General features: G+C 52.3%; 22 protein-coding genes. 13 read left to right on the top strand and 9 right to left on the bottom strand.

Annotated features, from left to right (window positions below):
* Positions 1 to 21: 21 nt before the first annotated feature.
* The gene (locus tag CX651_RS13460; protein WP_101056463.1) at positions 22 to 1,368 is read left to right on the top strand and encodes an MFS transporter; all 1,347 of its coding nucleotides are present in this window, start codon (positions 22 to 24) and stop codon (positions 1,366 to 1,368) included.
* Positions 1,369 to 1,444: 76 nt separating this feature from the next.
* Here CX651_RS13460 and CX651_RS13455 read toward each other — a convergent pair whose 3' ends face one another.
* Positions 1,445 to 2,092, bottom strand: a complete 648-nt coding sequence (locus tag CX651_RS13455) for an MBL fold metallo-hydrolase (protein ID WP_101056462.1) — start codon at positions 2,090 to 2,092, stop codon at positions 1,445 to 1,447.
* A 348-nt stretch (positions 2,093 to 2,440) separates the two neighbouring features.
* Between CX651_RS13455 and caiA the strand changes: the two genes are divergently transcribed.
* Positions 2,441 to 3,577 carry a crotonobetainyl-CoA dehydrogenase gene (gene caiA / locus CX651_RS13450; RefSeq protein ID WP_101056461.1) on the top strand — a complete coding sequence of 379 codons (1,137 nt, stop codon included), beginning with the start codon at positions 2,441 to 2,443 and terminating at the stop codon, positions 3,575 to 3,577.
* An 86-nt stretch (positions 3,578 to 3,663) separates the two neighbouring features.
* On the opposite strand, the gene CX651_RS13445 is transcribed toward caiA, so the two are convergent.
* The 4 genes from CX651_RS13445 to CX651_RS13430 all read right to left on the bottom strand — a co-directional run bounded on the left by CX651_RS13445 (position 3,664) and on the right by CX651_RS13430 (position 7,173).
* Positions 3,664 to 4,032, bottom strand: a complete 369-nt coding sequence (locus CX651_RS13445; protein WP_101056460.1) for a YbbD family protein — start codon at positions 4,030 to 4,032, stop codon at positions 3,664 to 3,666.
* Positions 4,033 to 4,205: 173 nt separating this feature from the next.
* Positions 4,206 to 5,726, bottom strand: coding sequence for a YifB family Mg chelatase-like AAA ATPase (locus CX651_RS13440; protein WP_101056459.1), 1,521 nt, complete (start codon positions 5,724 to 5,726; stop codon positions 4,206 to 4,208).
* Positions 5,727 to 5,872: 146 nt separating this feature from the next.
* Complete coding sequence (locus CX651_RS13435; protein WP_101056458.1) at positions 5,873 to 6,373, bottom strand: hypothetical protein; 501 nt, start codon at positions 6,371 to 6,373, stop codon at positions 5,873 to 5,875.
* On the bottom strand, positions 6,361 to 7,173 hold the full coding sequence (locus tag CX651_RS13430; protein WP_101056457.1) for a winged helix-turn-helix domain-containing protein: 813 nt from the start codon (positions 7,171 to 7,173) through the stop codon (positions 6,361 to 6,363). Before CX651_RS13430 ends, CX651_RS13435 begins: the two co-directional genes overlap by 13 nt.
* Before the next feature lie 310 nt (positions 7,174 to 7,483).
* Here CX651_RS13430 and CX651_RS13425 point away from each other — a divergent pair, with 310 nt between their 5' ends.
* The 4 genes from CX651_RS13425 to CX651_RS13410 all read left to right on the top strand — a co-directional run bounded on the left by CX651_RS13425 (position 7,484) and on the right by CX651_RS13410 (position 11,631).
* Positions 7,484 to 8,302, top strand: coding sequence for an EAL domain-containing protein (locus tag CX651_RS13425; protein WP_101056456.1), 819 nt, complete (start codon positions 7,484 to 7,486; stop codon positions 8,300 to 8,302).
* A 140-nt stretch (positions 8,303 to 8,442) separates the two neighbouring features.
* Positions 8,443 to 8,691, top strand: coding sequence for a hypothetical protein (locus CX651_RS13420; RefSeq protein WP_101056455.1), 249 nt, complete (start codon positions 8,443 to 8,445; stop codon positions 8,689 to 8,691).
* 49 nt (positions 8,692 to 8,740) lie between these two features.
* Entirely contained in the window at positions 8,741 to 9,847 is a 1,107-nt protein-coding gene (locus CX651_RS13415) for an ABC transporter substrate-binding protein (protein WP_332871575.1), read from the top strand.
* The gene (locus CX651_RS13410; protein ID WP_101056453.1) at positions 9,844 to 11,631 is read left to right on the top strand and encodes a GGDEF domain-containing protein; all 1,788 of its coding nucleotides are present in this window, start codon (positions 9,844 to 9,846) and stop codon (positions 11,629 to 11,631) included. The genes CX651_RS13415 and CX651_RS13410 overlap by 4 nt, the downstream gene beginning before the upstream one ends.
* A gap of 11 nt (positions 11,632 to 11,642) precedes the next feature.
* On the opposite strand, the gene CX651_RS13405 is transcribed toward CX651_RS13410, so the two are convergent.
* A complete protein-coding gene (locus CX651_RS13405; RefSeq protein ID WP_101056452.1) occupies positions 11,643 to 12,446 on the bottom strand; it encodes a substrate-binding periplasmic protein in 804 nt (267 codons plus the stop codon).
* A 173-nt stretch (positions 12,447 to 12,619) separates the two neighbouring features.
* Between CX651_RS13405 and CX651_RS13400 the strand changes: the two genes are divergently transcribed.
* On the top strand, positions 12,620 to 13,951 hold the full coding sequence (locus tag CX651_RS13400; RefSeq protein ID WP_101056451.1) for a hemolysin family protein: 1,332 nt from the start codon (positions 12,620 to 12,622) through the stop codon (positions 13,949 to 13,951).
* A 241-nt stretch (positions 13,952 to 14,192) separates the two neighbouring features.
* Here the strand turns inward: CX651_RS13400 and ilvY are convergent, their stop codons facing one another.
* Positions 14,193 to 15,065, bottom strand: a complete 873-nt coding sequence (gene ilvY, locus CX651_RS13390; protein ID WP_101056449.1) for an HTH-type transcriptional activator IlvY — start codon at positions 15,063 to 15,065, stop codon at positions 14,193 to 14,195.
* 148 nt (positions 15,066 to 15,213) lie between these two features.
* Here ilvY and ilvC point away from each other — a divergent pair, with 148 nt between their 5' ends.
* From ilvC to CX651_RS13360, 6 genes are all read left to right on the top strand, one after another.
* Entirely contained in the window at positions 15,214 to 16,695 is a 1,482-nt protein-coding gene (gene ilvC / locus CX651_RS13385; RefSeq protein ID WP_101056448.1) for a ketol-acid reductoisomerase, read from the top strand.
* Between the two features lie 412 nt (positions 16,696 to 17,107).
* The gene (gene ilvG / locus CX651_RS13380; RefSeq protein WP_101056447.1) at positions 17,108 to 18,784 is read left to right on the top strand and encodes an acetolactate synthase 2 catalytic subunit; all 1,677 of its coding nucleotides are present in this window, start codon (positions 17,108 to 17,110) and stop codon (positions 18,782 to 18,784) included.
* On the top strand, positions 18,781 to 19,038 hold the full coding sequence (ilvM, locus tag CX651_RS13375) for an acetolactate synthase 2 small subunit (RefSeq protein ID WP_025010070.1): 258 nt from the start codon (positions 18,781 to 18,783) through the stop codon (positions 19,036 to 19,038). The genes ilvG and ilvM overlap by 4 nt, the downstream gene beginning before the upstream one ends.
* Positions 19,039 to 19,074: 36 nt before the next feature.
* The gene (gene ilvD / locus CX651_RS13370; RefSeq protein WP_101056446.1) at positions 19,075 to 20,931 is read left to right on the top strand and encodes a dihydroxy-acid dehydratase; all 1,857 of its coding nucleotides are present in this window, start codon (positions 19,075 to 19,077) and stop codon (positions 20,929 to 20,931) included.
* A 1-nt stretch (position 20,932) separates the two neighbouring features.
* Positions 20,933 to 22,486 (top strand): threonine ammonia-lyase, biosynthetic, encoded by a 1,554-nt coding sequence (gene ilvA / locus CX651_RS13365; RefSeq protein ID WP_101056445.1) that lies wholly within the window; start codon positions 20,933 to 20,935, stop codon positions 22,484 to 22,486.
* Positions 22,487 to 22,613: 127 nt separating this feature from the next.
* A complete protein-coding gene (locus CX651_RS13360; protein ID WP_045283242.1) occupies positions 22,614 to 23,744 on the top strand; it encodes a pyridoxal-phosphate-dependent aminotransferase family protein in 1,131 nt (376 codons plus the stop codon).
* A 49-nt stretch (positions 23,745 to 23,793) separates the two neighbouring features.
* Here CX651_RS13360 and CX651_RS13355 read toward each other — a convergent pair whose 3' ends face one another.
* Together CX651_RS13355 and rpmG are read right to left on the bottom strand one after the other, a co-directional pair.
* Entirely contained in the window at positions 23,794 to 24,561 is a 768-nt protein-coding gene (locus CX651_RS13355; protein ID WP_101056444.1) for a phosphatase PAP2 family protein, read from the bottom strand.
* A 301-nt stretch (positions 24,562 to 24,862) separates the two neighbouring features.
* Positions 24,863 to 25,036, bottom strand: coding sequence for a 50S ribosomal protein L33 (rpmG, locus tag CX651_RS13350; protein WP_025010872.1), 174 nt, complete (start codon positions 25,034 to 25,036; stop codon positions 24,863 to 24,865).
* Positions 25,037 to 25,038: the final 2 nt, after the last annotated feature.

Genomic DNA, 25,038 nt, shown 5'->3' with positions numbered 1-25,038 from the left:
CTGGGTTCAGGTTACAACACGATGATCTCACATCTCGGACTTATTCGCACCTTCCCTAAAAAGTTCGATGAAATGGAGTTTACGCCATTACATAAGAAAATCATGTTTTGGGGCAGTGGTGGTCCCTTCCTCGACGGTTATATTCTGGTCATTATTGGTTTGGCGCTGGAGCAACTTATCCCCGAGATGCAGTTGGATGCCAACTGGATTGGTTTGGTTGGGGCGTCTACCCTGGTGGGCCTGTTTGTCGGTACTGCACTCTTTGGCTATGTGGCTGATTTGTTTGGTCGCAAGTTAATGTTCCTGATAGATATCATAGCAATAGCCGTGTTATCTGTCGCCACCATGTTCGTCTCATCCCCAATAGAATTAGTGGTGATGCGCTTCCTTATCGGGGTGGTGATTGGAGCCGATTACCCCATTGCCACCTCCATGGTGGCCGAGTTCTCCCCAACCAAGAAGCGCGCCTTTACCATGGGTTTTATCGCGCTGATGTGGTACGTGGGCGCTACTGCGGCCAATGCGGTTGGTTATCTGCTTTACGATCTCGAGGGTGGCTGGCGTTGGATGTTGGGCAGCGGCTTGATACCTTGTCTTGTTATCCTGCTTGGGCGTTTCCATCTACCCGAGTCGCCACGTTGGCTGCTGCGCAAGGGCCGTATCGCTGAGTATAAGCAGGTTATGCAACAGTACTTTGGCGGCAATATTCATATTGAAGCGGAAGAGAAGATCGATACCCAGTATTGTAAGCTGTTCGAAAAACGCAACTTCACCATGATTATCTTTATCGGCACTATCTGGACCTGCCAAATTATCCCCATGTTTGCCATCTACACCTTTGGGCCGCAGATAGTTGGGGCCTTGGGGTTCTACGATGGCAAAGACTCGGCACTTGGCAACATCATCATTAGCGCCTTCTTTATCATAGGCTGTATCCCGGCCATGTATTGGCTGGATTCCATGGGCCGCCGGCCACTGCTTATCATCAGCTTTGCCATGATGACCTTGTCACTGGCGATGCTGGGGCTGGTGTCCTCGCCCGGTATCTGGGTGGTGATTGCGGCCTTTGGTATGTACGCCTTCTGCTCAGGTGGTCCGGGGATCTTGCAGTGGCTCTACCCCAATGAATTGTTCCCTACCGATATCCGTGCTTCGGCAGTGGGGGCCGTGATGTCTTTTAGCCGAATAGGCACCATACTATCGACCTATGCTTTGCCTGTATTTATGAACGCTTATGGGGTTTCCTGGACCATGATGGCTGGCGCCGGTATTTCACTGCTGGGCCTGGTGGTTTCCATCTTGCTGGCACCGGAAACCCGTGGCATGACCTTGGCGGATACCAGTGTTGCCGGATTTGTAAAACACTGATTATCAGATACTAACTATCAAACGCTGCTTATTAAAAATATCGAAAATCGCCGCCTCCAAGGAGGCGGCAACAGCTTCAATGGTCGGCGACATAAGGGTTGTGGCGCCGCTCTTCAGCAAAAGTGGACATGGGGCCATGACCGGGAATAAAGCAGGTATCTCCCCCCAGCGGCCAGAGTTTGTTCTTGATGGAATCCAGCAGCGCCGCGTGATTCCCGCCGGGAAAATCGCAGCGGCCTATGGAGTGTCTGAACAGCACATCGCCAACCCAGGCCAACTTGGCCGCCGGGGCAAAGAATACCAGGTGGCCTGGTGTATGGCCCGGACAATGAATCACCTGAAGTTGTAACTCGCCGACCCAAATAGTGTCATCCTGCTCAAGAAAGCGGTCTGGATAAAAGACATCACAGTGGGGAAATTGATATAGACGACATTCCTCCGGCAGCATATCAAACAGAAAAGTATCATCCTTATGAGGGCCGAGTATTTCGGTCGATGAACTTTCGGCCAATAATCTGGCTGCACCGATATGATCTATATGACCATGGGTCAGGAGTATCTTATCCAGCTCCAGTTTATTGTCTTCAATAAAACTTGTTATCTTCTCTACTTCACCACCTGGATCTATTACAGCGGCCTTGTTGCAACCATCTTGCCAAACAACACAGGCATTTTGTTTATAATGAGTTACGGGAATAATTTTGAAGTTTACATTTTGAGTCATTTATATCTCCACGATTATATAAATATAAATTGAGTTTACTGGTGGATGGATTCTATTGGTTGATATTGCTCAATAAATCATAACTTATTTTCTGTGATTTTATTTTTTAATTCATTAAATGGATTGCTTCAGGCTTTAAATTTATATCTTGTTGTTGAATAATCTATTTCACTTGGATTATTGTGAAATAGCTCAAAGGGATGGCGGGCTAATTTCTATAATATTGACCATGTTCCAGCATTTCTAACTGGATTGACTCGAATATGCCTGGGGTTATACTGCCGTAGGTACCTGTCGCAGAGTTTCGATAGGTATCCTGCTTACTGATGAAAACTTGCTGAGGTATCGATGAACTATCGACTGACAAACGAACAAGAAGCATTTATTGCAGGAGTAAGAGACCTGATGTCACAGGAGGACTGGGAATGCTATTTCTCCACCTGCGACGACAACAATGAATATCCTGAGCGTTTTGTCAGAGAGCTGGCCAAGCTGGGGCTGGATAGTTTGCTGCTTCCGGAAGAATACGGCGGCAGCGATGCAGGTCTGGTGACTCTGGCCTTGATCTGGGAAGAGTTGGGCCGTCTCGGTGCGCCAACCTATGTGCTTTATCAGATGGCGGGTTTTCCTACCATATTACAGGAAGGCACCCAGGAGCAGATCGATAAGATCATGGCTTATATTGGTACTGGCAAACAGGTGTGGAACTCGGCGGTCACCGAGCCGGATGCCGGCTCGGATGTGCGCAGTCTGCAGACCACTTACACCCGGAAGAAGGGCAAGGTCTACCTCAATGGCACCAAATGTTATATCACCAGTGCCGCCGAGACCCCTTATCTGGTGGTGATGGCCAAAGATTCCGCCAGCTTCGAACCGATTTTCTCCGAGTTTTTTGTCGACATGAGTAAACCGGGGATCTCTGTCAGCCACTTGCCCAAGCTGGGACTGAAGATGGACAGCTGCTGTGTGGTGGAGTTCGACAACGTAGAGCTGGAGGAAAAGGACTTCTTCGGCACCGAAGGCAACGGTTTTGCCAGGGTGAAGAAGGAGTTTGATCTGGAGCGTTTCCTCATTGCCTGCAGCAACTATGGTTGCGCCTATTGCGCCTTCGAAGATGCCGCCCGTTACGCCAACAAGCGGGTACAGTTTGACTTGCCGATCGCCAAGACGCAGCTGATCCAGGAAAAGTTTGCCTATATGTCGGTGCAGCTCACCAACATGAAGAACATGATTTATCACACCGCCTGGAAGGCTGACAACGGCCAAATGACCCCGGGCGATGCCGCCAAATGTAAGCTTTACTGCTCCAAGGCGGCCTTCGATGTGGTCGACAATGCCATGCAGGTGTTTGGCGGCCAGGGGATCACCGGCGAGCATCGCATCAGCCGTTTCTGGCGCGATCTGAGGGTCGACAGAGTTTCCGGCGGCTCGGAAGAGATGCAGGTGCTGACGCTGGGCCGGGAAGTGCTTCGGGAGTATGTCTAGTCTTTAGGTAAAGACAGATACCGCCCACAATGTGGCCGAGTTGGCCTTCCTGTTGGCCAAGCTGTAACCGTTATCTAGCTGAAGCCTTACTGCAGTTGGTACTGGATAACTCCGTTCTGGGTCAGGCGAAAGATCCACAGGGAGTCGCCTTCGCGGTAATACCAGCTGTTGGCCAGACCTTCTTCGGCTTTTAACTGAGAAGTGAACTCGCTAATTGCCGCGGCGGGCAGGCGGAAACTGCCGCTGGAGCTGTTGTTGTCCAGATCATTGTTGACCTTTATCTCCGTGGCCGAGGGCGGCAATATCGGTGGCAGCCAGCCTCGCTCGAATACTCCTTCAGCCCGGGCTTCGGCTTCGGTGGGGTATTGTTCGCTGATGACATCGCTGCAACCCCAGAGTAAGGCGGTTAACGTCAGCATGGAGCTGATGGAAAGGGAACGCATCAATGGTTTCATCTTGGGCTCCTTGTCAGTGAAATGGCGTTCTACTTTAACAAAGGCGGCCTGTACCTAGTCTGAAGCCAAGGTGCTTTCAGCGGTTTTGCTTTGCTTTTTCTGGACGCTTGGTTTATGACCATTGGCCCCTTTGTTGATTCGCCTAACATGCAGGCATCAATTCACATGGGTCATTAAAGCTGTTGCAGGCTGGCCAGCAAACGGTCCATCGCCCGATAACCCAGGGCCTGAGCCAGATGGCGCCGCTCGACCATGGGGCTGAGCTGCAGATCGGCTATGGTGCGCGCCACTCGTTGCAGCCGATGAAAGCTGCGCACTGATAATCCCAGCTGATTGACACTCTGTTCGAGAAACGCCAGATCGCCGGGTTTGAAACCTGCCTGCTTCAATTCCTTACTGCCCAACTGACTATTGAGTACGCCGGCGCGGCTGAGTTGCAGCTCCCTGGCCGCAGCGACTCTGGCGGCAATCTGCTCACTGGTTTCACCCTGCGCCGCCTCTGAGGTCAAGGCGCCTGGCGGGAGTTTGGGCACCTCTATGGTGAGGTCGAATCTGTCAATGAAAGGGCCAGACAGCCGGGCCAGGTAACGGCGGATCTGCTCTGGGCTGGCGCGGCTTCCCGGGCCTGCATCACCACAGGGGCTGGGGTTCATGGCGGCGATAAGTTGAAAACGGGCATCGAAGCGCAGTTTGGCTGCGGCGCGGGAGATGATGACATGGCCGGTTTCCATGGGTTCACGCAGGCAGTCGAGTACCTTGCGGGGAAACTCGGCAATTTCATCGAGAAACAGCACCCCAAGGTGAGCCAGCGAAATCTCGCCGGGTTTGGGAATCGAGCCGCCACCCACTAAAGAGATGGCCGAGCTGGTATGGTGCGGAGCGCGAAACGGGCGGCGATAAAATTCCCCCGGCTCAGTGGCCATGCCGGCCACTGAATGAATTGCCGCCACTTCCAGCGCCTCTTCATAACTCATGGGAGGCAGGAGTGAGATTATCCGGCTGGCCAGCATGGTTTTGCCTGTACCAGGTGGCCCCAGCATCAGCAGGTTATGCCCGCCGGCTGCCGCGATTTCCAGTGCTTGTTTGGCTTGATATTGGCCTATGACTTCCGACAGGCAGTCACTTGAGTGTGGCTTGGATTGTTCCAGCCATTCGGTTCCCGGCACTATCCCCGGCAGGGTTTGCTGCCCGTGCAGATAGGCGGCAATATGTTGCAGGTGCTGGGCCAGGCAACACTGTTGATAGCCCACCAAATCCGCCTCACTACGGTTATCCTGTGGCAATACCAGTTTGATACCTCTTTGACGGGCGGCAATGATCACCGGCAGGATCCCAGTGCAGTGCCTGACCTCACCGGACAGCCCAAGCTCACCGACAAATTCATGCTCGTCCAGGGATTTCAGTGGCAGCTGTCCGGATGCTGCCAGGATGCCAATGGCAATAGGAAGGTCGTAACGTCCACCCTGCTTGGGCAGATCGGCCGGTGCCAGATTGATGGTTATCCTGCGCATAGGGAACTCAAAACCCGCATTGATTATGGCGCTGCGAACCCTTTCTCTGGCTTCCTTGACCGAAGCTTCCGGCAACCCCACCAGATTGAAGGCCGGCAGGCCGTTGGAGAGGTGAGCTTCGACCAGTACTTGAGGCGCCTCCACACCTTTGGCGGCTCGGGTGGCAACTCTGGCTATGGGCATAACAGTTCCTTTGTTGTGCGCTTCCCTATTTTGTAGAGTGTAGCAGTTGCCTGGATTTACATTGGCTTGTGGGAATAGCGGTCCCGGCGTTATCGACCGAGATTTCCAGAACCCGGAAATGGTCAGCATCAATAAAAATTGTGAGACTAGATGACTTTCTGCATACATCTGAGGCTGTCATCTGCTTCGTTGGAGAAACAAAAAACGCTGTCGACCAAGGTGTAGTGCCATACCACCTTATAATTAGTCGCCAGCAATAGCTTCAACAGTGACAGTGCAGGATTGTCAAACAAGGCCTCCAGGGAGTCGGTCGAGACTGGGTAGACTTTAACCTGTTCGACTTGCACTGAATTATCATGTAACGCCAACCTGGAGATTTTGCCGGAAAAGAGTATCTTACCCTCAAATTTATCTTTGTTATCATCAAGTTGTAACCAACCCCAGAAGCTTTCGGACTCCATGTCAATATAAAGGGAAAAGCTGATCCGCTTAATCTGGTTATCTGGTCCTTCAACATTTTTTATTACTCGGTACAGACCGTCAATATCTTGAACATCGTGATAGTCATAAATTAAGTTGACTATGATAGAAGCCAGCAGAAATGCGAGGGGAATAATAAATGGCACTATTCTTTCTAGCTTTGACATGCAGTTCCATCCTTGATTTTATTGTATATGGATATTTCATTGTGGCTGACATAAGTACTGATTTTATTGTGTGACTTGTTAATGCAGTCAATTGAAAAAACACCTGTGCCATAACTGAGAATTATTGTATCTTTATCATCGTTTATTTCTGACTTGAGATCGTGGAAATCGACAGTTCCAAGTAACTTATAATTCAGCTTGTGAATGAGTGATTTTATTTCTTTTTGTTCATCCATATTTTTTATTTCTGTAAGGGTTATTATTTTTGTTTTTCCATCAGTGTAAATGTCTACTTCAGGAAGGTTTTCTGTCACTGATATTTTTATAGTAAATGGTATAAAAAACAATGAGATTGATGCCATTATTATTGAAATTATCTTGATTGAAGAAGGTTGACTTTGTTTTGACTGACTCGCTGACTCTGTATTTTGACCTTGTTCAGTGGGTGGCTTTTCTTGATTGTCTAAAATGAATTCAATTTTGATATGATCTTGCATTGTGTCTAAGCCATATCCAAACCCTTTGACTGTAAATATTAATTCATTGCCTGATATTTCCCTGAATACACGTCTTATATTAGCGATGGCCACAGGAATAGAGTTTGGAGAGACTACTCTGCCGTTCCAGCCTGTCGATAACAATTTGTCTCTGCTTACTGCTTGCCCTTTATTGTTATACATCTCTTTTAATATATAAAGCTCTGGGGTTGAACACTTATATCTTCTGGTGTTTGTGCTTATGGTTGGGTTGCCGTTGTTTAGGCGAACAGTGATGTTTTCCCTTCCTTTGGTGGTGTCCATCTTGGATCCTATTGATTTTTGGCTTCAACCTAATCTTCTACATGTTTTCATTCTAATAATAAGTGATAAAAAATCCAGCAGTTCAGGTTATAAATTGTTAATCAAAGAAATGTTAAGATTGCAACTTGTTGTTTTGCTGTGAGAATTGTTGGATTTTGAGTTGTTATTTGTCTTCTTTTATTTATTAGGTTTTATAACTATAAGAACAATGATTTTGGTGAGAACCTCCAGGTTACCAGGCTAATGTTATTGATTTAACAGGGTGTCATCTTGTTTGTGGTAGTTGATTCCTGTGGTTTAAGGAGGGAGTATGTTAACGCAGCAGAGAAGCAGCAATATCCATACATGTAAGGAGGGAATCCCTACAGGAGTATCTCACTTTCAAGCGGATTATAAACCTTTGACGCGGGCCCACTTACAAGAAATAGTTACCAGAGAGGTTAATGGCTGTATAAAGAGTATTGCATATGAGGTTTTGTTTAGGCCGGGAATGCAACACAAGAATGTAGAGTTTTTTTATCAGAATCTAGAATATAAAGAACTATTGAATCTATCATTGGAACAGTTACACCAGTTAGCTGTGATTGATTATAGAAACCTTGATGTACTGGCTTTGACCGGACGTAAAATAAAACGTTTGTTTATTAATGTGGAAGCTAGGGTGATAATGGCATTGGAAGCTGAGTTGATTTGGCTCAATGACACATTAAAACAGCAAGATATTGAGTTGGTTATTGAGATAACTGAGCGTTTAAACCCTGATTGTGCTCACCCGGCTTTTATTAGTGTGGCAAAACTACATGATCTGGGGTTAAAAATAGCTTTAGATGATTTTGAGCCTGAAGGAGATCTAAGGCAATGTTGGATAAGGACAGGATGTGTTGACTATATTAAGCTGATTTTGCCTAATGGTTTTGAATACTCTGAGAAGATAAGAGCAGATTTTATTGAGCATGTCTATCAGTTGAAGGATAAAGCCTTGCTTAAAGTGATTGTTGAAAAGGTCGAGAATTTGGATCAGTTTTTAGCGATGGAATTTGTGCCCTATGATGGTTTACAAGGATATCTCTTTTCAGTACCGGCAGAACTTCTTCCTGTACGGCTAAATAACCATGCCTTACTACGATGACTTATCTGGCGATCGGATAAAAAAGGTCACTGTCACGGCAAAAATTTCTCGTTATCTGAATGTAAAATCTACTGGTAGATTGTGTGAGACTTCTCTGTGCCGTTCCATGGAATGGCACTTTACTCACTCAAGGAAACAAGATGAAAAGCTTAACTCTACTGTTGGCCGGTATGTTACTCAGTGGTGCTGTTTTGGCGGTCGATGAAGAACAAGCATTGCCTCAAGCCAGTGAAACCGACGTTCAACAACTGCAGCAAGCTTGTTTGCAGATGGCTGACGAAGACGCGGTGCCAGCCGAAGAGCGTCAGGAGTATCTGCTGACTTGCGTTAATGATCAACTCAATGAAATGGGTTATCAGTCTTTGGAAAGTTTGCCAGAGGTTAATTAATCTCCACAAAAGCAGCTCATTTGTGTTTTAATTCTCCGGTATACGAGATGTGTTGTTTACCCGGGGGAAGGATACCTTGCTGTTGAGTCTACTTAATACGTCGTGGGGAAATTGCTTCATACCACGACGTAAACTTCTTTTGTTCATCCTATCTTGGCTAAGTGTTTTTCTGGTTCATCCTGCCAAGTCTTCGGCTCAAACTCAACCGTTACGGGTGAGCTTTATTAATCCCGGCTCTGCTCAGGAAAGTTTCTGGGGCGATATAGATAGCCTTATGCTGGTAGCAGCATCAGAGCTGAATATTGAGTTGGAAATATTGCACGCCGACAGGGATCATTTTCGGATGATAGCCTTGGCACAAGAGTTGGCTGCCCGTGAACAGTTACCTCAATATATTATTTTGGTTAATGAAAAAAATGCTGCCGTAAAAATGTTGGCCGCCTTTGAAGGTTTACCTATTAAGACTCTTTTATTGCTCAATGATGTGGCTCCTGAAGTGCGCCATTTGTTGCAACAACAGCCATACTGGCGACAGCATCTGTTACCGCCTTTGGTCCCTGATAATGAACGGATAGGCTTTCTTACTGCGCAGGCCTTGGTGCAGCAGTTGGGGGCCGGGTCGCAACAAGTACTGCTGATTTCCGGCGATAAGGGAACGCCTGCATCAATAGCGCGGACTCAAGGGGCAATAAATGGCTTCAGAGAAAGAGGGGTAGAGCCATTACAAGTCGTCTACGGTCATTGGCAAGAACTAAGAGCCAAGACGCAAACAGAAATTCTGCTGAAACGTTACCCGGGGCTGAAAGGGATCTGGACCGCCAATGATCATATGGCCTTTGGTGCTATTGCGTCGCTGGAGGAAAAGGGGCTCAGGCCAGGAGAGGATATCTTCATTTCCAGTATCAATACTTCCAACAAGGTGCTTGATTGGCGTAGCCAGGGGCGTGTCAGTGTCTTGGGGGGTGGGCATTTGCTGGCGGGTGCCGAGGCGCTCAGGCGCATCCGAGACGACAGTGAGGCCAGGCCCTGGAATAATAAGATACCTTCTATGTTCAGGCTGTTGGTTCCGGGGACAGAGCCTTTCAACTTACTTGAGCAACGAAATTGGCGGGCACTGCTCGTTTGGTACCAACAGACATCGGAAGTAATGCATTGAAACAAAGTTCCGTCATCAGTCATAAGATGACCTTGGTGATCATAGGCGTCAGTTCATTCTTTGCCTTGATGACCATGGCGGCCCAGTTGTTCTGGAATTACCAGGATGGTGTTGAGGGGAGTAATCGCAGGCTTCATGAATATGTTGAGGCAAATCTGCCCGGCATAGCTCAGGCCATTTGGGATGTAGACCATAAGTTGCTGCGGGACATACTGATAGGTATAGGTATGCAGCCTTATGTTTCCGGTGCTTCTTTGTCCAGTGCCGATGGTATCGCCCTGCAGGTAGGAAAGAATCAGGCACTGGACAATGAAATCTTTCTGTTTCCAATAATCTACCGTCAGCAACAGATAGGTGAGCTTAAGGTTCAACGCAGCCGCAACCAACTCTATTATGAGCTATGGCGGCAGATGATCCTGATAGTCGTGGGTAATGGCTTGAAAACCCTGCTGATGATCTATGTGATCCTGACGCTGGTACGTAGCCTGGTTACCGGAAGATTGGCGGCGCTGGCCGCATACGTTAATCGTATCGATTTGGGACAACCGCGAAAAGTGCCCTTACCTAATGAGGTAGGAGCGGCAAATCAAGATGAAATTGGCAGCGTGGCCCGCGCCATAGAGCAGATGTACCGACGTATTAGAACCGACTTTGCCCGCAAACGCTGGCAGCAGAGGCATTTGACTCGAGGGCAAAGGCAATTGTCCGAGCAGGTGGAATTTAGCCATAAAGAACTGGCTTGGCAGGCCAGAGCCAATGAGTTATTGGCGGATCTATCATTGCAGTTTCTGAAGGTACAGCCAGGGGACGTAGATCAGGCTTTGGCCGATGTGGGTCGTCAGATTGCCGAGTTGTTTGCAGTCGAGCGGGTCACCTTGCTGGAGATCAAAGAGCAACAACTCTGTTATCGTAGCGTGTGGAGTCGCCGCGACGACTTGCTGTCTTCAAGTTACATAGATATCAGTGAGTTGAATCGTTTTTCAGAGCAACTCAACACCAGACATATGATAGTCGTTGAGGATGTGGAAACCCTGCAGTCGGATGATAGCGCCGAATATAGGTTACTCAAACAGTTGCAGTTACGTTCCCTGGCGCTGTTTGCCATCACAGATGGGCAAGACCTGCTGGGGATTTTGTCGCTAAGCAATAGTCAATCTCCAAAACTTTGGCCTCAATCCCGCCGTGCCATGCTGACCCAGTTTGCCGCTGCGCTCAACGAGCTCCTGGTCAGGGAGCGCAGAGATTTGCAGATGTTGGGGCTGCAGCGGGAGCTGTTGGGGCTGAATCACAAACTTAAACAGCTGTCGGAAACCGATGAACTAACTGGATTGGCGAACCGCCGTCCCTTTACTGAATCCCTGGCGCGGTTGCTGGCTTCGAAAGAGGAGGGCGCCTTGATAATGCTGGATGTCGATCATTTTAAAGCTTTTAACGATTGTTTCGGCCATCCAGCCGGTGATCGGGTATTGCAGCGTTTGGCCCAGGCCATGCGTAAAGCGCTTCCTGAACGCGCCTTGCTGGCCAGAGTCGGCGGCGAAGAATTTGCTTTGGTGTTGCCGGGAGTCGACCGCAGGCAAGCTGAGGGTGTTGCCGAAACCTTGTTGACTCAGGTTCGGGAATTGCAAATTACTCATGGCTCAGCCCCCGCAGGTATAGTCACTATCAGTCTTGGGCTGGCACTCCTGACCCAGAATACACGGGATTTGAGTGAGGTTATTCGGGTGGCAGACAAGGCGCTCTATCAGGCTAAACATCAAGGGCGTAATACTTGGTGTATTGCGTAATAGCCTGGAACTCAGTGGTCTGTGAAGGCTTGCAGTAACAGTTGCAACTCGCCGCTTTTTTCCAGTAGGGTGACGCCGCTATTGAATTCTTCCAGCAGTACCATCTTGTGTGGGCTTTGTCTGGATACCAGCATATAGAAGGGTTCTGGCCGGGTGTTGGGAACCGCTTGCGTTGCTAACCCAAAGTCCTGGTGGGTGCGATTCATCTGCTTTAAGGTGCCGCTGAAAACCTCCAGCCGTGCCAGAAAGAAGTCACATCGACCCCGTTGCAGTAACTCGGGGATCAACGGCAGATCTTTGCTTAGGGATAGTGGCTGAGAGTTGTCCCAACCGAAGTTACGATAATTGAAACCGCGAATGCCGCAAACTGTGCCTATCTGCGTTAGCTCCGTTAGCGAGTTGAATCTTAGACCCTTTGGGAAGCTCTGTTTGAGAAATACCACCCCAGGGGTGAGGTGGTAATACGAGCGCGATAGCAAGAACTTACGCCGTCGCTCGGGGTTGGCTGAGGCGCTCATGGCGGAATCTATCTTGCCCAATTCCACTTCCAACATGCACCTTGGCCAGGGAAGGGCGATGATGTGTAACTGCCAACGCGGTGGTGTAAACAGTCGATAAAGCAACTGAATATCATAGCCGTCACTGTTATGGGACTTACGGCCATCTATTCTGGAAAAGTAATTGAAAGGAGGAAATTCAGACTCTTCGACACATATTTTTAATGGTATGCCGCTAAGCTCATCTTTTGCGTTGGAGACCGGTGAGATAAGCATCACTGTCAAAAATGCTGCAAACGGATATAATGTGAACTTCATTCCGGTAGAAGAAGCCTGCAATGGGTTTCTTGGAGTATAGCAAAGCCACTCAATTCGCCAGTTTAGTACCCGTACCGGTAACCAGTTAGCCTTTAGACCTCCCAGTCACTCCACATTCAGGCCTGGACAAGGGCACGGCATAGAAGCGCTTTGTAACTAACCTAAGGTGTTGTATGAGTTTATTCGATAATTTGGTGATTATCTTTTGCCTGATCGGAACCAGCTGCTTTTTTTCCATGTCTGAAATTGCCCTGGCCGCTTCCCGTAAAATCCGTTTGCGACAGATGGCCGATGAGGGAGATTTGCGCGCCGAAAAAGTGTTGGCGCTGCAAACCACTCCGGGTAGTTTTTTCACCGTAGTGCAGATTGGTCTCAATGCCGTTGCCATCATGGGTGGTATAGTCGGTGAGTCTGCTTTTACCCCTTATTTTGCGGCAGCTTTGGCCCATGTGGTTCCGCCGCCCTGGGTCGGACAACTCAGTTTTGTGTTGTCTTTCGTATTGGTGACCAGTCTGTTTATTCTGATCGCCGACCTGATGCCTAAACGGGTTGCCATGGCCTTACCGGAGAAAGTGGCCGTTAACTTGGTAAACCCTATGCTTATCTGTATTGCCTTGCTGCGCCCCTTTGTATGGGTATTCAACGGCATGGCCAACGGTATCTTCAAACTGCTGCAGATACCTACTGCTCGCAATGATGAAATCACCCCTGACGATATCTACGCCATTATGGATGCCGGTGCCGAGGCCGGTGTACTGGATAAGGGTGAACAGCAGATGATTGAGAATGTGTTCGAGATGCAATCTGTCAGCGTCACCTCGGCAATGACCGCCCGTGAGAGCCTGGTGTATTTCCTGTTGCAGGATGATGAAGACGCTATCAAGAAAAAAATCGCCGAGGATCCGCACAACAAGTTTTTGGTCTGTGATGGTCAGCTGGACAATATCAAAGGGGTGGTGGACGCCAAGGAACTGCTGCTGCGGGTGATCAACGGCCGCAAGATAGATTTGAAAGATACCTCGTTAGTGCGCAACTGCCTGATTATTCCCGACACCCTGAGCCTGTCGGAAGCCATGGAATATTTCCGTCATCACAGGGCCGACTTTGCCGTGGTGATGAATGAATACGCCCTGGTGGTGGGAATAGTGACCACTGACGATCTGCAAAGTGCGGTAATGGGCGCCTGGTCGCTGCATGAAAGTGAAGAACAGATAGTGCCCCGCGACGCCAACTCCTGGTTGGTGGATGGGGTGACGCCGATAACCGACGTGATGCGTGCCTTTGGTATTGAAGAGTTTCCGCAAAACCAAAACTATGAAACCATCGCCGGTTTTATGATGTATACGTTACGCAAGATCCCCAAGCGCACCGACTCGGTTAACTACGCAGGTTATAAGTTTGAGGTGGTGGACATAGATGCCTACAAGGTTGACCAGTTGCTGGTTACCCGCCTCTTGCCTCAGGAAGATCAACTGCCCAAGGATGAAGAGTCACTCGATATTTAAGGTAAGCTCGAAGGGCGTGGCATACAGACCATAGACTGAGTTATGCATCTTGCAGAGGACTCGGTCATAGTCGGTAAAGCCCGCCCGACTTTCCAAGCCCCGAAGGACGTGGCTTACAAGCCTGCCTGCTGTGTTGTGCTTCTTGCAAAGGACTAGGGCCATTTGCTGCGAACCACGCCTTGTATCCAGGCCTGTAAGCCGACGCAGAGCACGCATGGGACTTGTTCGCACCTTCCTTTAGCTAAATCACTTCCAGAAATGCACTCACCAAGGGATCCTGGCGCCGCTTGGCCTTGCAGCAGCACCCCAGTTCAAAGGGGGCTATCTCGGCCGGTGAGGCCAGGGTTTTTATCCTCTCGCCCAGTGGACTGTTGGTTACCACGACATCCGGAGTGATGCTGACACCGCAGCCCAGAGCCACCATGGGCACTATCGCCTCGTGGCCCGATACCTGGGCATAGATATTGGCCTTGATCCCCATCGCCTTGAACCAGCGCTCGGCCCGTAAACGCCCGGGGCCGTGGTCGGGCACGATAAAGGGCAGTTGCTCCCAGGGAATAGGGTTTTGCGCCAGCAGCGACTGCAATTGACAGTTGATGGTGGGCGCGATAATCGATAGTGGCACCTCTCCTATGGGGGCAAAGTGCAGACTCGGCGGAAAGTCCTGCGGCAGGGCGGCGATGGCGATATCCGCTCTCTGCTGCTGAATTTCCTGTACCGCATCGGCGGCATCACCTGTGGTGAGTTTGATATCGACCAGGGGTTGTTGGCGGCGAAACTTATCCAATAGGGCCGGCAGGTGGCTATAGGCTGCCGTGACCGAGCAATAGAGTTGCAATGTGCCCCTCAGCAGCTTTTGCTGCGGATCCAGCTCGCGTCGCAGCTCCTGCCACTGAGTCAATGTCTGGCTGGCGAAGCGGCGAAAGGCTTCGCCTGCGTGGGTCAGGGTAACGCTGCGGTTGTCCCGCTCCAGCAGCTTGCTGCCCACTTCATCTTCCAGCCTTTGCAGGGTGCGGCTTAAGGTTGAAGGGCTGACATGCATCCGGGTGGCGGTGCGGGAAAAATGCAGGGTGTCGCAGAGATCCAGATAGAGTTTTATCGCCCGAATATCCATGCCGTTTTGCCTCTCTTTTTGTTGCGTTTTGTGCAACATGACATGCCGAATATATCATTTCAAGCAATTTAAACCATGGGCTATAGTGATTTGCATCACTGAGCCGTTTCGGCTTGGTCCCAGGAATTCGGTTAAACAGGTGGCTAAGATGGCAAATTACTTCAATACCCTGAATCTGCGGCAACAGTTGGCACAGCTGAGCCAGTGCCGTTTTATGGAGCGCAGCGAGTTTGAAAACGGCTGTGACTATATCAAGGACTGGAATATTGTCATTCTTGGTTGTGGTGCCCAGGGGCTCAATCAGGGCTTGAACATGCGTGACTCAGGGCTGAACATCGCCTATGCCCTGCGCAGCGAAGCCATCGCCGAGAAACGCGCCTCCTGGCAGCGAGCCACCGAAAACGGTTTCAAGGTGGGCACCTTCGAAGAACTGATCCCCGGGGCCGATCTGGTACTGAACCTGACTCCTGACAAGCAGCACACTCCTGTGGTCAATGCGGTAATGCCCTTGATGAAGCAAGGTGCGACCCTGTCCTATTCCCACGGTTTCAACATAGTGGAAGAGGGGATGCAGGTGCGCCCAGACATCACTGTCATCATGGTGGCGCCCAAGTGCCCCGGTACCGAAGTGCGTGAGGAATACAAGCGTGGCTTCGGGGTTCCGACACTGATCGCCGTGCATCCTGAGAATGATCCCAATGGCGACGGCCTGGAGATCGCCAAGGCCTATGCCAGTGCTACCGGCGGAGATCGCGCCGGCGTGCTGCACTCCTCGTTTATCGCCGAGGTGAAGTCTGATCTGATGGGCGAGCAGACCATTCTCTGCGGCATGCTGCAGACAGGGGCTATTCTGGGTTATGACAAGATGGTGGCCGATGGCGTCGAGCCGGGTTATGCCGCCAAGCTTATCCAGCAGGGCTGGGAAACCATCACTGAGGCGCTCAAGCATGGCGGTATCACCAATATGATGGATCGCCTGTCCAACCCGGCCAAGATCAAGGCGTTTGAGATTGCCGAAGAGCTTAAGGTGTTGCTGACCCCGTTGTTTGAAAAACATATGGACGACATCATCAGCGGCGAGTTTTCCGCCACCATGATGGCCGACTGGGCCAATGACGACGCCAATTTGCTGCGCTGGCGTGAAGAAACCAATAACACCGGTTTTGAAAAGGCGCCGACCTGCGCCGAGCAGATAGATGAGCAGACCTATTTCGACAAGGGGATCTTGCTGGTGGCCATGATCAAGGCCGGGGTGGAACTGGCGTTCGATACCATGGTGGATGCCGGGATCATCGAAGAGTCGGCCTACTACGAGTCGCTGCATGAGACGCCGCTGATTGCCAACACCATAGCCCGTAAACGCCTTTATGAGATGAACGTAGTGATCTCGGATACCGCCGAATATGGCTGTTACCTGTTCAACCATGCCGCCGTGCCGCTGCTGCGTGACTATGTCAACGCCCTCTCTCCCGAGGTCCTGGGCGCCGGTCTCAAGGATTCGGGCAATGGGGTCGATAATCTGCGTCTGATCGAGGTCAACGAAGCGATTCGCCATACGGCCGTCGAATATGTCGGTGCCGAACTTCGCGGTTATATGACTGAAATGAAAAGGATAAACCTGCAAGATTGACGTAAACGTTAGCTTGATTGCCGCCGGCGGCAATCAAGCTGTTTAGGCGAGCCATCGTCGAGGGTGCCATAGCCAAGCCAAGTTGGAAGATTTTCAGGTTGTGAATTTTTTTGTTGTGTTCTGAAAACACTTTATGGTAATGGTTAATAAGTGCGCTGCCAAAGGGCTCGCCAAGCAGATAAATTGAATACAGGAAACTGTCTGAGAAATGTTTAACTTAAGCGCCAAGCTCCTCCTCGTGATTATTACCGTCGTGATTATTCCATCACAGCGGGGGCGGCTCGTGGCGCGACGACAGACCAGATAGGGTCAGAAATTGCAAACAAACCCCCCGCTCCGAAAGGACCGGGGGGTTTGTCGTTTCAGGGCCATTGAAAACTTAAACAGCAGCAAAAATAGGCGAGATAACAAGATGGAACAAGGGCAGAAGATCAGCGGCAGTGAAGCAGTTATCAAGGTATTGGCCGCCCATGGGGTGAACACGGTTTTTGGTTATCCCGGCGGCGCCATCATGCCTATCTACGATGCTCTCTACGACAGCCAGGTCGAACATCTGCTCTCCCGTCATGAACAGGGCGCCGCCTTCGCCGCCGTCGGTTATGCCCGCTCAAGCGGCAAGACGGGCGTCTGCCTGGCTACCTCGGGCCCGGGGGCGACCAATCTGATCACCGCCTTGGCCGATGCGCTGTTGGACTCAGTGCCGCTGGTGGCCATCACAGGTCAGGTTTCCACCTCCGTGATAGGCACAGATGCCTTTCAGGAGATGGACGTGCTGGGCATGAGCCTGTCATGTACCAAACACAGTTTTATGGTGACCCGCGCCGAGGAACTGGTTGCTACCCTGTACCGCGCCTTCGAAATCGCCGCCTCCGGCCGTCCCGGTCCTGTGTTGGTGGATATCCCCAAAGACATCCAACTTGCCCAAGTGGAATACAAGGCGCCGTTGCAGGCGGTGCCCGATGAGCCGGAGCTGGACCAGGCGGCTTTGGCGGAAGCCAACGCCTTGCTGGCGGCCGCGCGCCAACCCATGTTGTACGTCGGTGGCGGCGTCGGTATGGCGGGCGCAGTGGAGCCGCTGCGGGCCTTTATTCAGCGTAGCGGTATTCCTTCGGTGGCAACGCTCAAGGGGCTGGGCGCCATAGCCCACGGCACTCAAGGTTACCTGGGCATGCTGGGGATGCACGGCAACAAGGCCGCCAATCTGGCGGTGCAGCAGTGTGATCTGCTGCTGGTGGTCGGTGCCCGTTTCGATGACAGGGTCACGGGTAGGCTTGAGAGCTTTGCCAGCAAGGCCAAGGTGATCCACCTGGATATCGATGCTGCCGAACTTGGCAAACTGCGCCAGCCGGATGTGGCCATGGATGGGGACTTAAGAAGCATATTGACGCAACTGGCGCCGCAAGCGCTGCAGATAGCGCCCTGGCAAGCGGAAGTCGAGCACCTGCGGGCGCAGCACCAGTGGGATTACGTCCATCCTGGTTCACTCATATATGCGCCGGCCATGTTGCGTCGTCTGGCCAACAAGCTGCCGAGCGACTCTGTGGTGAGCTGTGATGTCGGCCAGCACCAGATGTGGGTTGCCCAGCATATGCATTTTCGCCGCCCGGAAGATCATCTTTCCAGTGCCGGGCTTGGCACCATGGGCTTTGGCTTGCCGGCGGCCATAGGCGCGCAGATGGCAAGGCCGGATGCCACTGTGGTCACGGTTTCCGGCGATGGTTCTTTCATGATGAATGTGCAGGAGCTGACCACCATCAAGCGTCGTAAACTGCCGGTGAAGATACTTTTGATAGATAACCAGAAGTTGGGCATGGTGAAGCAGTGGCAACAGCTGTTTTTTGAAGAGAGATACAGCGAAACCGACCTGTCCGATAACCCCGACTTTGTTACCCTGGCGTCCTCCTTCGATATCCCCGGACGCACCATCTACTCGGCCGATGAGGTTGAGCAGGCACTGGATGAGATGCTCGGTGCCAAAGGCCCCTTCCTGCTGCACGTCGCCATAGACGATGCCTTTAATGTCTGGCCGCTGGTTCCCCCCGGCGCCTCCAACTGTGAAATGATGGAACAAACGGAGAAGCGATCATGATCCATAATCTGGAATTGACCCTGGAACAACGCCCCGAAGTACTGGAACGTGTATTGCGGGTAACCCGCCACCGCGGCTTTACCGTCCGCGATATGCATATGACACTGGCCGAGGATCAGCGCCTGCAGCTGGCAATGGCGGTCGACAGTGACAGAGCTATCGAGTTGCTGAGTCGTCAGTTGACTAAGCTGGTAGACGTGGCCCGTTGCACTGTGCGGCCCGCGAGCAGCCTCTCCCGTACCGTCAACGGCTAACCAAGAATCATCAGAATAAGCGTAAGGAATTGAGCAATGCCCAAACTCAGATCAGCAACCAGTACCGAAGGCCGCAACATGGCCGGAGCCCGAGCCCTTTGGCGTGCCACAGGGGTCAAGGAAGGCGACTTCGGTAAGCCCATTATCGCCATTGCCAATTCTTTCACTCAGTTTGTTCCCGGTCATGTGCATCTGAAAGACATGGGCTCCCTGGTGGCATCGGCCATCGAAGAGGCCGGCGGCATCGCCAAAGAGTTCAACACCATAGCGGTCGATGACGGCATCGCCATGGGCCATGGCGGCATGCTCTATTCCCTGCCTTCCCGTGAACTGATTGCCGACAGCGTCGAGTATATGGTCAATGCCCACTGCGCCGATGCTCTGGTGTGTATCTCCAACTGCGACAAGATCACCCCCGGCATGTTGATGGCGGCGCTGCGGCTCAATATCCCCGTGGTATTTGTCTCCGGCGGGCCTATGGAAGCGGGCAAGACCAAACTGTCCGATAAACTTATCAAGCTGGATCTGGTGGATGCCATGGTGGCGGCGGCCGATGACAGGGTATCCGATGCCGACAGCGAGAAAATCGAACGCAGCGCCTGCCCAACCTGTGGCAGCTGCTCCGGCATGTTTACAGCCAACTCGATGAACTGCCTGACCGAGGCGTTGGGGCTGTCGCTGCCGGGCAACGGCTCCATGTTGGCGACCCACAGTGATCGACGCGAACTGTTTCTGGAGGCGGGCAGAAGAGTGATGGCGCTGGCCAAGCGTTACTACTCGGATGATGATGTCTCGGTATTGCCGCGCAATATCGCCAACTTCAAGGCGTTCGAGAATGCCATGACCTTGGATATCGCCATGGGCGGTTCTTCCAACACTGTGCTGCACCTGTTGGCGGCGGCTCAGGAAGCCGAAGTGGATTTCACCATGACGGATATCGACCGTCTCAGCCGCAAGGTGCCGCACCTTTGCAAGGTGGCACCTTCGACCCCTAAATACCATATGGAAGATGTCCACAGAGCCGGGGGCGTAATGGGGATCTTGGGTGAGCTGGAACGCGCCGGTTTACTGCATACGGATGTTAACCATGTGGCTTCCGATGATGGCTCGCTTGAGTCTGTGCTGGCCAATTATGATGTGATGCGCACCGAGTCTGCGAAGGTAAAAGACTTCTTCCGTGCCGGTCCCGCGGGGATCCCTACTACCCAGGCCTTCAGCCAGGATTGCCGCTGGCCATCACTGGATACAGATCGCCGCGAAGGTTGTATCCGCAGCCGCGAGTTTGCCTTCAGTCAGGAAGGGGGCTTGGCGGTACTGTCCGGTAATCTGGCCGAGCATGGCTGCATAGTGAAAACCGCCGGGGTGGATGAATCCAACCTCAGGTTCAAGGGCGTGGCCAGGGTATATGAGAGCCAGGACGAGGCCGTTGCCGGGATCCTCGGCGGTGAAGTGGTCGCCGGGGATGTGGTGGTTATTCGCTACGAAGGCCCTAAAGGTGGCCCTGGCATGCAGGAGATGCTTTATCCCACCAGTTACCTCAAGTCCCGCGGTTTGGGCAAGGCCTGCGCCTTAATCACAGATGGCCGCTTCTCCGGCGGTACGTCCGGGCTGTCCATAGGCCATGTGTCACCGGAAGCCGCCTCAGGGGGCACTATCGCCTTGATTGAAAATGGCGATGCCATTGAAATCGATATCCCGGCCCGCAGCATCACACTTAAGCTGAGCGATGCTGAGCTCGCCCGGCGCCGTGAGGCGATGCAGGCCAAGGGGCCTTTGGCCTGGAAGCCGTTGGCACGGGTGCGCCCTGTGTCGTTGGCGCTCAAGGCTTATGCCATGTTGGCCACCAGTGCCGACAAGGGCGCCGTGCGCGATCGCACTAAGTTGGAGGGCTAGTATGTTGGCGCTGGCATCCAAGAGTCAGCTGTCGCTGGCCAACTATTATCTACAGAAGATCCTCTTGTCCCATGTCTATGATGTGGCGCGGGTTACCCCGCTGTCGAGTCTGAACAAGCTGTCGGCCCGTTTGGGCTGCCAGGTGTTTCTCAAGCGCGAGGATATGCAACCGGTACACTCGTTCAAGCTGCGCGGCGCCTATAATCGTATCGCCGCCTTGAGCCCAGCTGAGTGCGAAAACGGAGTGGTATGTGCCTCGGCCGGTAATCATGCCCAGGGCGTTGCCATGTCGGCTTCGAGTCGCGGGGTCGACGCCGTGATAGTGATGCCTACTACCACCCCGGACATCAAGATAGATGCGGTGCGCCGCCTCGGCGGCAATGTGGTGCTTCATGGGCAGTCGTTCGATCAGGCCAATCAGTATGCCATGGCGTTGGCCCAGGATGAGGGGCGGGTGTTTATCCCCCCCTTCGATGATGAGGCGGTGATAGCCGGGCAGGGCACGGTTGCCCAGGAGATGCTGCAGCAGCAAAGAGATCTTGAAGTGGTGTTTGTGCCAGTGGGTGGCGGTGGCTTAATCGCCGGCATTGCCGCTTACTACAAAGCCGTAATGCCTGAGGTGAAGATCATCGGCGTCGAGCCGGAAGATGCCGCCTGTCTCAAGGCGGCGCTGGAAGCGGATGAGCCGGTGACGCTGGAGCAGGTGGGGTTGTTTGCCGATGGGGTGGCGGTTAAGCGTATAGGTCAGGAGCCTTTTCGATTGGCGCGGGAATATGTCGATGAAGTGGTGACCGTCAGCTCGGATGAAATTTGCGCCGCGGTCAAGGATATCTTCGAAGATACCCGCGCCATTGCCGAACCGGCCGGTGCTTTGTCGCTGGCCGGGCTGAAAAAGTATGTCGGTGACAAGGGCAAGGGCGAGAAACTGGCGGCGATTCTCAGCGGAGCCAATGTCAATTTTCACAGCCTGAGATATGTGTCCGAGCGCTGCGAGCTGGGCGAGCATAAAGAGGCGGTGCTGGCAGTGACCATTCCGGAAAGGCCGGGTTCCTTCCTGCATTTTTGTGAACTGCTGGAGCGGCGGGTGATGACAGAGTTCAACTATCGTTTCAGCGGGCGCGATCGCGCCGTGGTCTTTGCCGGGATCCGTCTTAGCGAAGGTATCAGCGAGCTGCAGGCGATTGTCTCCCGCCTGGAGAGTGCCGGCTTTGCGGTGCAGGATCTTTCTGCCGATGAGGCGGCCAAACTGCATGTGCGTTATATGGTGGGCGGCTTGCCACCCGAGCCTTTGGAAGAAAAACTGCTCAGCTTTGAATTCCCGGAGCATCCCGGGGCCTTGCTGCAGTTTCTCACGACGTTGAAGAGCAAGTGGAACATCAGTCTATTTCACTATCGCAACCATGGCGCCGCCTTTGGGCGGGTGCTGGCCGGCTTTGAAGTGCCCAAGGCCGATGAAGCCGCCTTTGGTCGGTTTCTGGATGAGTTGGGGTTTGTCTGTCAGGACGAGACGGATAACCCCGCCTACCGGCTGTTTCTGGCGCGCCCAGGCCAGTGAGATCCTGAAAGGGAAAAGGTCGACTGTCTTTGCCAAAAGCAGGGGCAGTCCGGCGGTCAGTTTTATGCTATGGTCTTGAGTTATTATTCTAATCCGTACCCTGAAACCTCTTGTAAGGAGAGCCAAGATGTTTGCTGCACCCTCGGTTAGCGCTTTTAATCCTCCCCGCCGGATCCTGATGGGCCCCGGCCCTTCGGATGTCTATCCTCAGGTATTGGCGGCGCAGTCGCGGCCGACGGTCGGGCATCTGGATCCTCTGTTTGTGGCCATGATGGATGAGCTCAAGAGTCTCATTCAATATGCGTTTCAAACCCGCAACGAGATGACTATAGCGGTATCTGCCCCGGGCAGCGCCGGTATGGAGACCTGCTTCGTCAACCTGGTGGAGCCGGGCGAAAAGGTGATTGTCTGCCGTAACGGGGTGTTTGGCGACAGAATGCGCCAGAACGTTGAGCGGATTGGCGCCGAGGCGGTGATGCTGGATTTCGAATGGGGCACAGCGGTTGACCCAGAAGTGGTGGAAGCTGCGCTGAAGGCGCATCCCGATGCCGCCTTCCTGGCCTTTGTGCACGCCGAAACCTCCACCGGCGCACTTTCCGACGCCAAAACGCTGTGCGCCCTGGCGCGTGAGCACGGCTGTCTGTCGATTGTCGATGCCGTAACTTCCCTCGGTGGCGTCGAGCTCAGAGTCGATGATTGGGGCATAGATGCCATCTATTCCGGCAGTCAGAAGTGCCTCTCCTGTGTGCCTGGTTTGTCCCCCGTGTCCTTCTCACCGGCCGCAGTGGCTAAACTCAAGGCGCGCAAGAGCCCGGTACAGAGCTGGTTCCTGGACCAGTCTCTGGTGATGGGGTATTGGAGCGGTGATGGTAAGCGCAGTTATCATCACACGGCGCCTGTTAATGCCCTGTACTCACTGCATGAAGCGCTGCGGTTACTGGCCGAAGAGGGGCTGGAAAATGCCTGGCAACGCCACCGAGATATGCACCTTTTGCTGCGTCAGGGGCTTGAGTCCATGGGGCTCGAATTTGTGGTGGCCGAGCAGAGCCGCTTGCCGCAACTCAACGCAGTTTATATCCCGCAAGGTGTCGATGATGGCGCCGTGAGAAAGCAGCTGTTGGATAACTATAATCTGGAGATAGGTGCCGGCCTCGGCGCCTTGGCCGGAAAGGCCTGGCGTATCGGCCTGATGGGTTACGGTGCCAGACGGGAAAATGTTGCCCTGTGCCTGCGGGCCTTGGCCGAAGTGCTTAACTGATCGCTCGCCTTTAGATAAGCGCCCCGTTCAATGACGGGGCGTTTTCGTTTTAGCTTTCGCTCATAGCCTTGGTGAACACAGGCTTTAGGCGGTGATAGCTGTGACTGCCGATATAGATAGCCAAGGCCGACAGCAGCCCCCCCAGCAGGGTCGAGGTCAATACATCGACACTCCAATGCATCCCCAGCAACATACGGCTCAGCCCCATCAGCAGTGCCCAGCAGATAAGCAGCGCCGGAAGCCAGAGATTGTTGTGTCTCAGCAGAAAGAAACTGCTGCACATAGTCAGGGTCACGGCAAAAATGGTATGGCCGGAGGGAAAGGAAAACCCAGTTTCTATCTGCCAGTGATGCTGGATCTGTGCCGAGATAGGCATATCCAGCGGTGATACCCCGGGAAGAACCTGCGCCAGCAGTTCCCTGCGGGCGTACTTGTCTATGCTGTAGAACTCCTTGATATCCAGATGCTGCTGGTGGGACAGCCATTCGATATAGGGCCGGGATTCGGCAAATACCAGCTTGAGCTGTTCATTGAGCAGCAAACACAGCACCAAGCCCAGCGAAGTGCAGAACATCATCTTCAGCCAGCTGCCCTTTGGCAGGATAAAAAAGCTGATGGCAAACACCAACAACACAGTGCTTACGCCCCAGGGCGCTGAACCGGACACGGTTAACCAGTACCAAAACTGAGCGGCGGCGCTATCGAGGTTAAGCCAAGGGAAGAGTGGCTCTGACAGGGAAAACAGCGCCAGCGGCAAGCTGAGCAGAAACAGCCAACAAATGGCCAGTGAGGTCAAAGGGACGGCTGCATACTTCATTAATACACCCTTATCGGAACGGACAAACCGCCATTGTGCCAGAGAAAGGAAGTGCAGCAAGTACTATTCAGTGTTTGGTTAAGCTGAGTGTCATGTTGCGCTAAACAGGGGCCAAAGTTGTTTTCTGCTACCTAGGCGTGGTGGCAATGAGGGCAACGATTGATGATACTGATTAAAAACGGCTACAGAGTACCCAGAGTTTCTGATATGGCATTGTCTTGATATAGCCAATGTGACTGAAAGTTGAGTATAAAAAAGCCCCTGCGAGAGGGGCTTTCCAAGAATTCAAATACCAAGTGGATTACTTGATTTTGGCTTCTTTGTAGATAACGTGCTGACGAACTACGGGATCAAACTTTTTGATCTCCATCTTTTCAGGCATGTTACGCTTGTTCTTGTCGGTAGTGTAGAAGTGACCAGTCTTGGCGCTTGAAACCAGCTTGATCTTCTCACGATTTCCTTTAGCTTTAGCCATTT

It is taken from the genome of Shewanella chilikensis (assembly GCF_002836945.1).
Classification (GTDB): Bacteria; Pseudomonadota; Gammaproteobacteria; order Enterobacterales; family Shewanellaceae; genus Shewanella; species Shewanella chilikensis.
The sequence above is the reverse complement of the archived record's forward strand: the minus strand, read 5'-3'. Positions and strand labels throughout refer to the sequence as shown.

What these genes read in the sequence shown, in the direction of transcription:
- CX651_RS13460 (WP_101056463.1), top strand. Translation starts at nt 22, where the DNA reads ATGATCTCACATCTCGGACTTATTCGCACCTTCCCTAAAAAGTTCGAT.
- CX651_RS13455 (WP_101056462.1), bottom strand. Translation starts at nt 2,092, where the DNA reads ATGACTCAAAATGTAAACTTCAAAATTATTCCCGTAACTCATTATAAA.
- caiA (WP_101056461.1), top strand. Translation starts at nt 2,441, where the DNA reads ATGAACTATCGACTGACAAACGAACAAGAAGCATTTATTGCAGGAGTA.
- CX651_RS13445 (WP_101056460.1), bottom strand. Translation starts at nt 4,032, where the DNA reads ATGAAACCATTGATGCGTTCCCTTTCCATCAGCTCCATGCTGACGTTA.
- CX651_RS13440 (WP_101056459.1), bottom strand. Translation starts at nt 5,726, where the DNA reads ATGCCCATAGCCAGAGTTGCCACCCGAGCCGCCAAAGGTGTGGAGGCG.
- CX651_RS13435 (WP_101056458.1), bottom strand. Translation starts at nt 6,373, where the DNA reads ATGTCAAAGCTAGAAAGAATAGTGCCATTTATTATTCCCCTCGCATTT.
- CX651_RS13430 (WP_101056457.1), bottom strand. Translation starts at nt 7,173, where the DNA reads ATGGACACCACCAAAGGAAGGGAAAACATCACTGTTCGCCTAAACAAC.
- CX651_RS13425 (WP_101056456.1), top strand. Translation starts at nt 7,484, where the DNA reads ATGTTAACGCAGCAGAGAAGCAGCAATATCCATACATGTAAGGAGGGA.
- CX651_RS13420 (WP_101056455.1), top strand. Translation starts at nt 8,443, where the DNA reads ATGAAAAGCTTAACTCTACTGTTGGCCGGTATGTTACTCAGTGGTGCT.
- CX651_RS13405 (WP_101056452.1), bottom strand. Translation starts at nt 12,446, where the DNA reads ATGAAGTTCACATTATATCCGTTTGCAGCATTTTTGACAGTGATGCTT.
- CX651_RS13400 (WP_101056451.1), top strand. Translation starts at nt 12,620, where the DNA reads ATGAGTTTATTCGATAATTTGGTGATTATCTTTTGCCTGATCGGAACC.
- ilvY (WP_101056449.1), bottom strand. Translation starts at nt 15,065, where the DNA reads ATGGATATTCGGGCGATAAAACTCTATCTGGATCTCTGCGACACCCTG.
- ilvC (WP_101056448.1), top strand. Translation starts at nt 15,214, where the DNA reads ATGGCAAATTACTTCAATACCCTGAATCTGCGGCAACAGTTGGCACAG.
- ilvG (WP_101056447.1), top strand. Translation starts at nt 17,108, where the DNA reads ATGGAACAAGGGCAGAAGATCAGCGGCAGTGAAGCAGTTATCAAGGTA.
- ilvM (WP_025010070.1), top strand. Translation starts at nt 18,781, where the DNA reads ATGATCCATAATCTGGAATTGACCCTGGAACAACGCCCCGAAGTACTG.
- ilvD (WP_101056446.1), top strand. Translation starts at nt 19,075, where the DNA reads ATGCCCAAACTCAGATCAGCAACCAGTACCGAAGGCCGCAACATGGCC.
- ilvA (WP_101056445.1), top strand. Translation starts at nt 20,933, where the DNA reads ATGTTGGCGCTGGCATCCAAGAGTCAGCTGTCGCTGGCCAACTATTAT.
- CX651_RS13360 (WP_045283242.1), top strand. Translation starts at nt 22,614, where the DNA reads ATGTTTGCTGCACCCTCGGTTAGCGCTTTTAATCCTCCCCGCCGGATC.
- CX651_RS13355 (WP_101056444.1), bottom strand. Translation starts at nt 24,561, where the DNA reads ATGAAGTATGCAGCCGTCCCTTTGACCTCACTGGCCATTTGTTGGCTG.
- rpmG (WP_025010872.1), bottom strand. Translation starts at nt 25,036, where the DNA reads ATGGCTAAAGCTAAAGGAAATCGTGAGAAGATCAAGCTGGTTTCAAGC.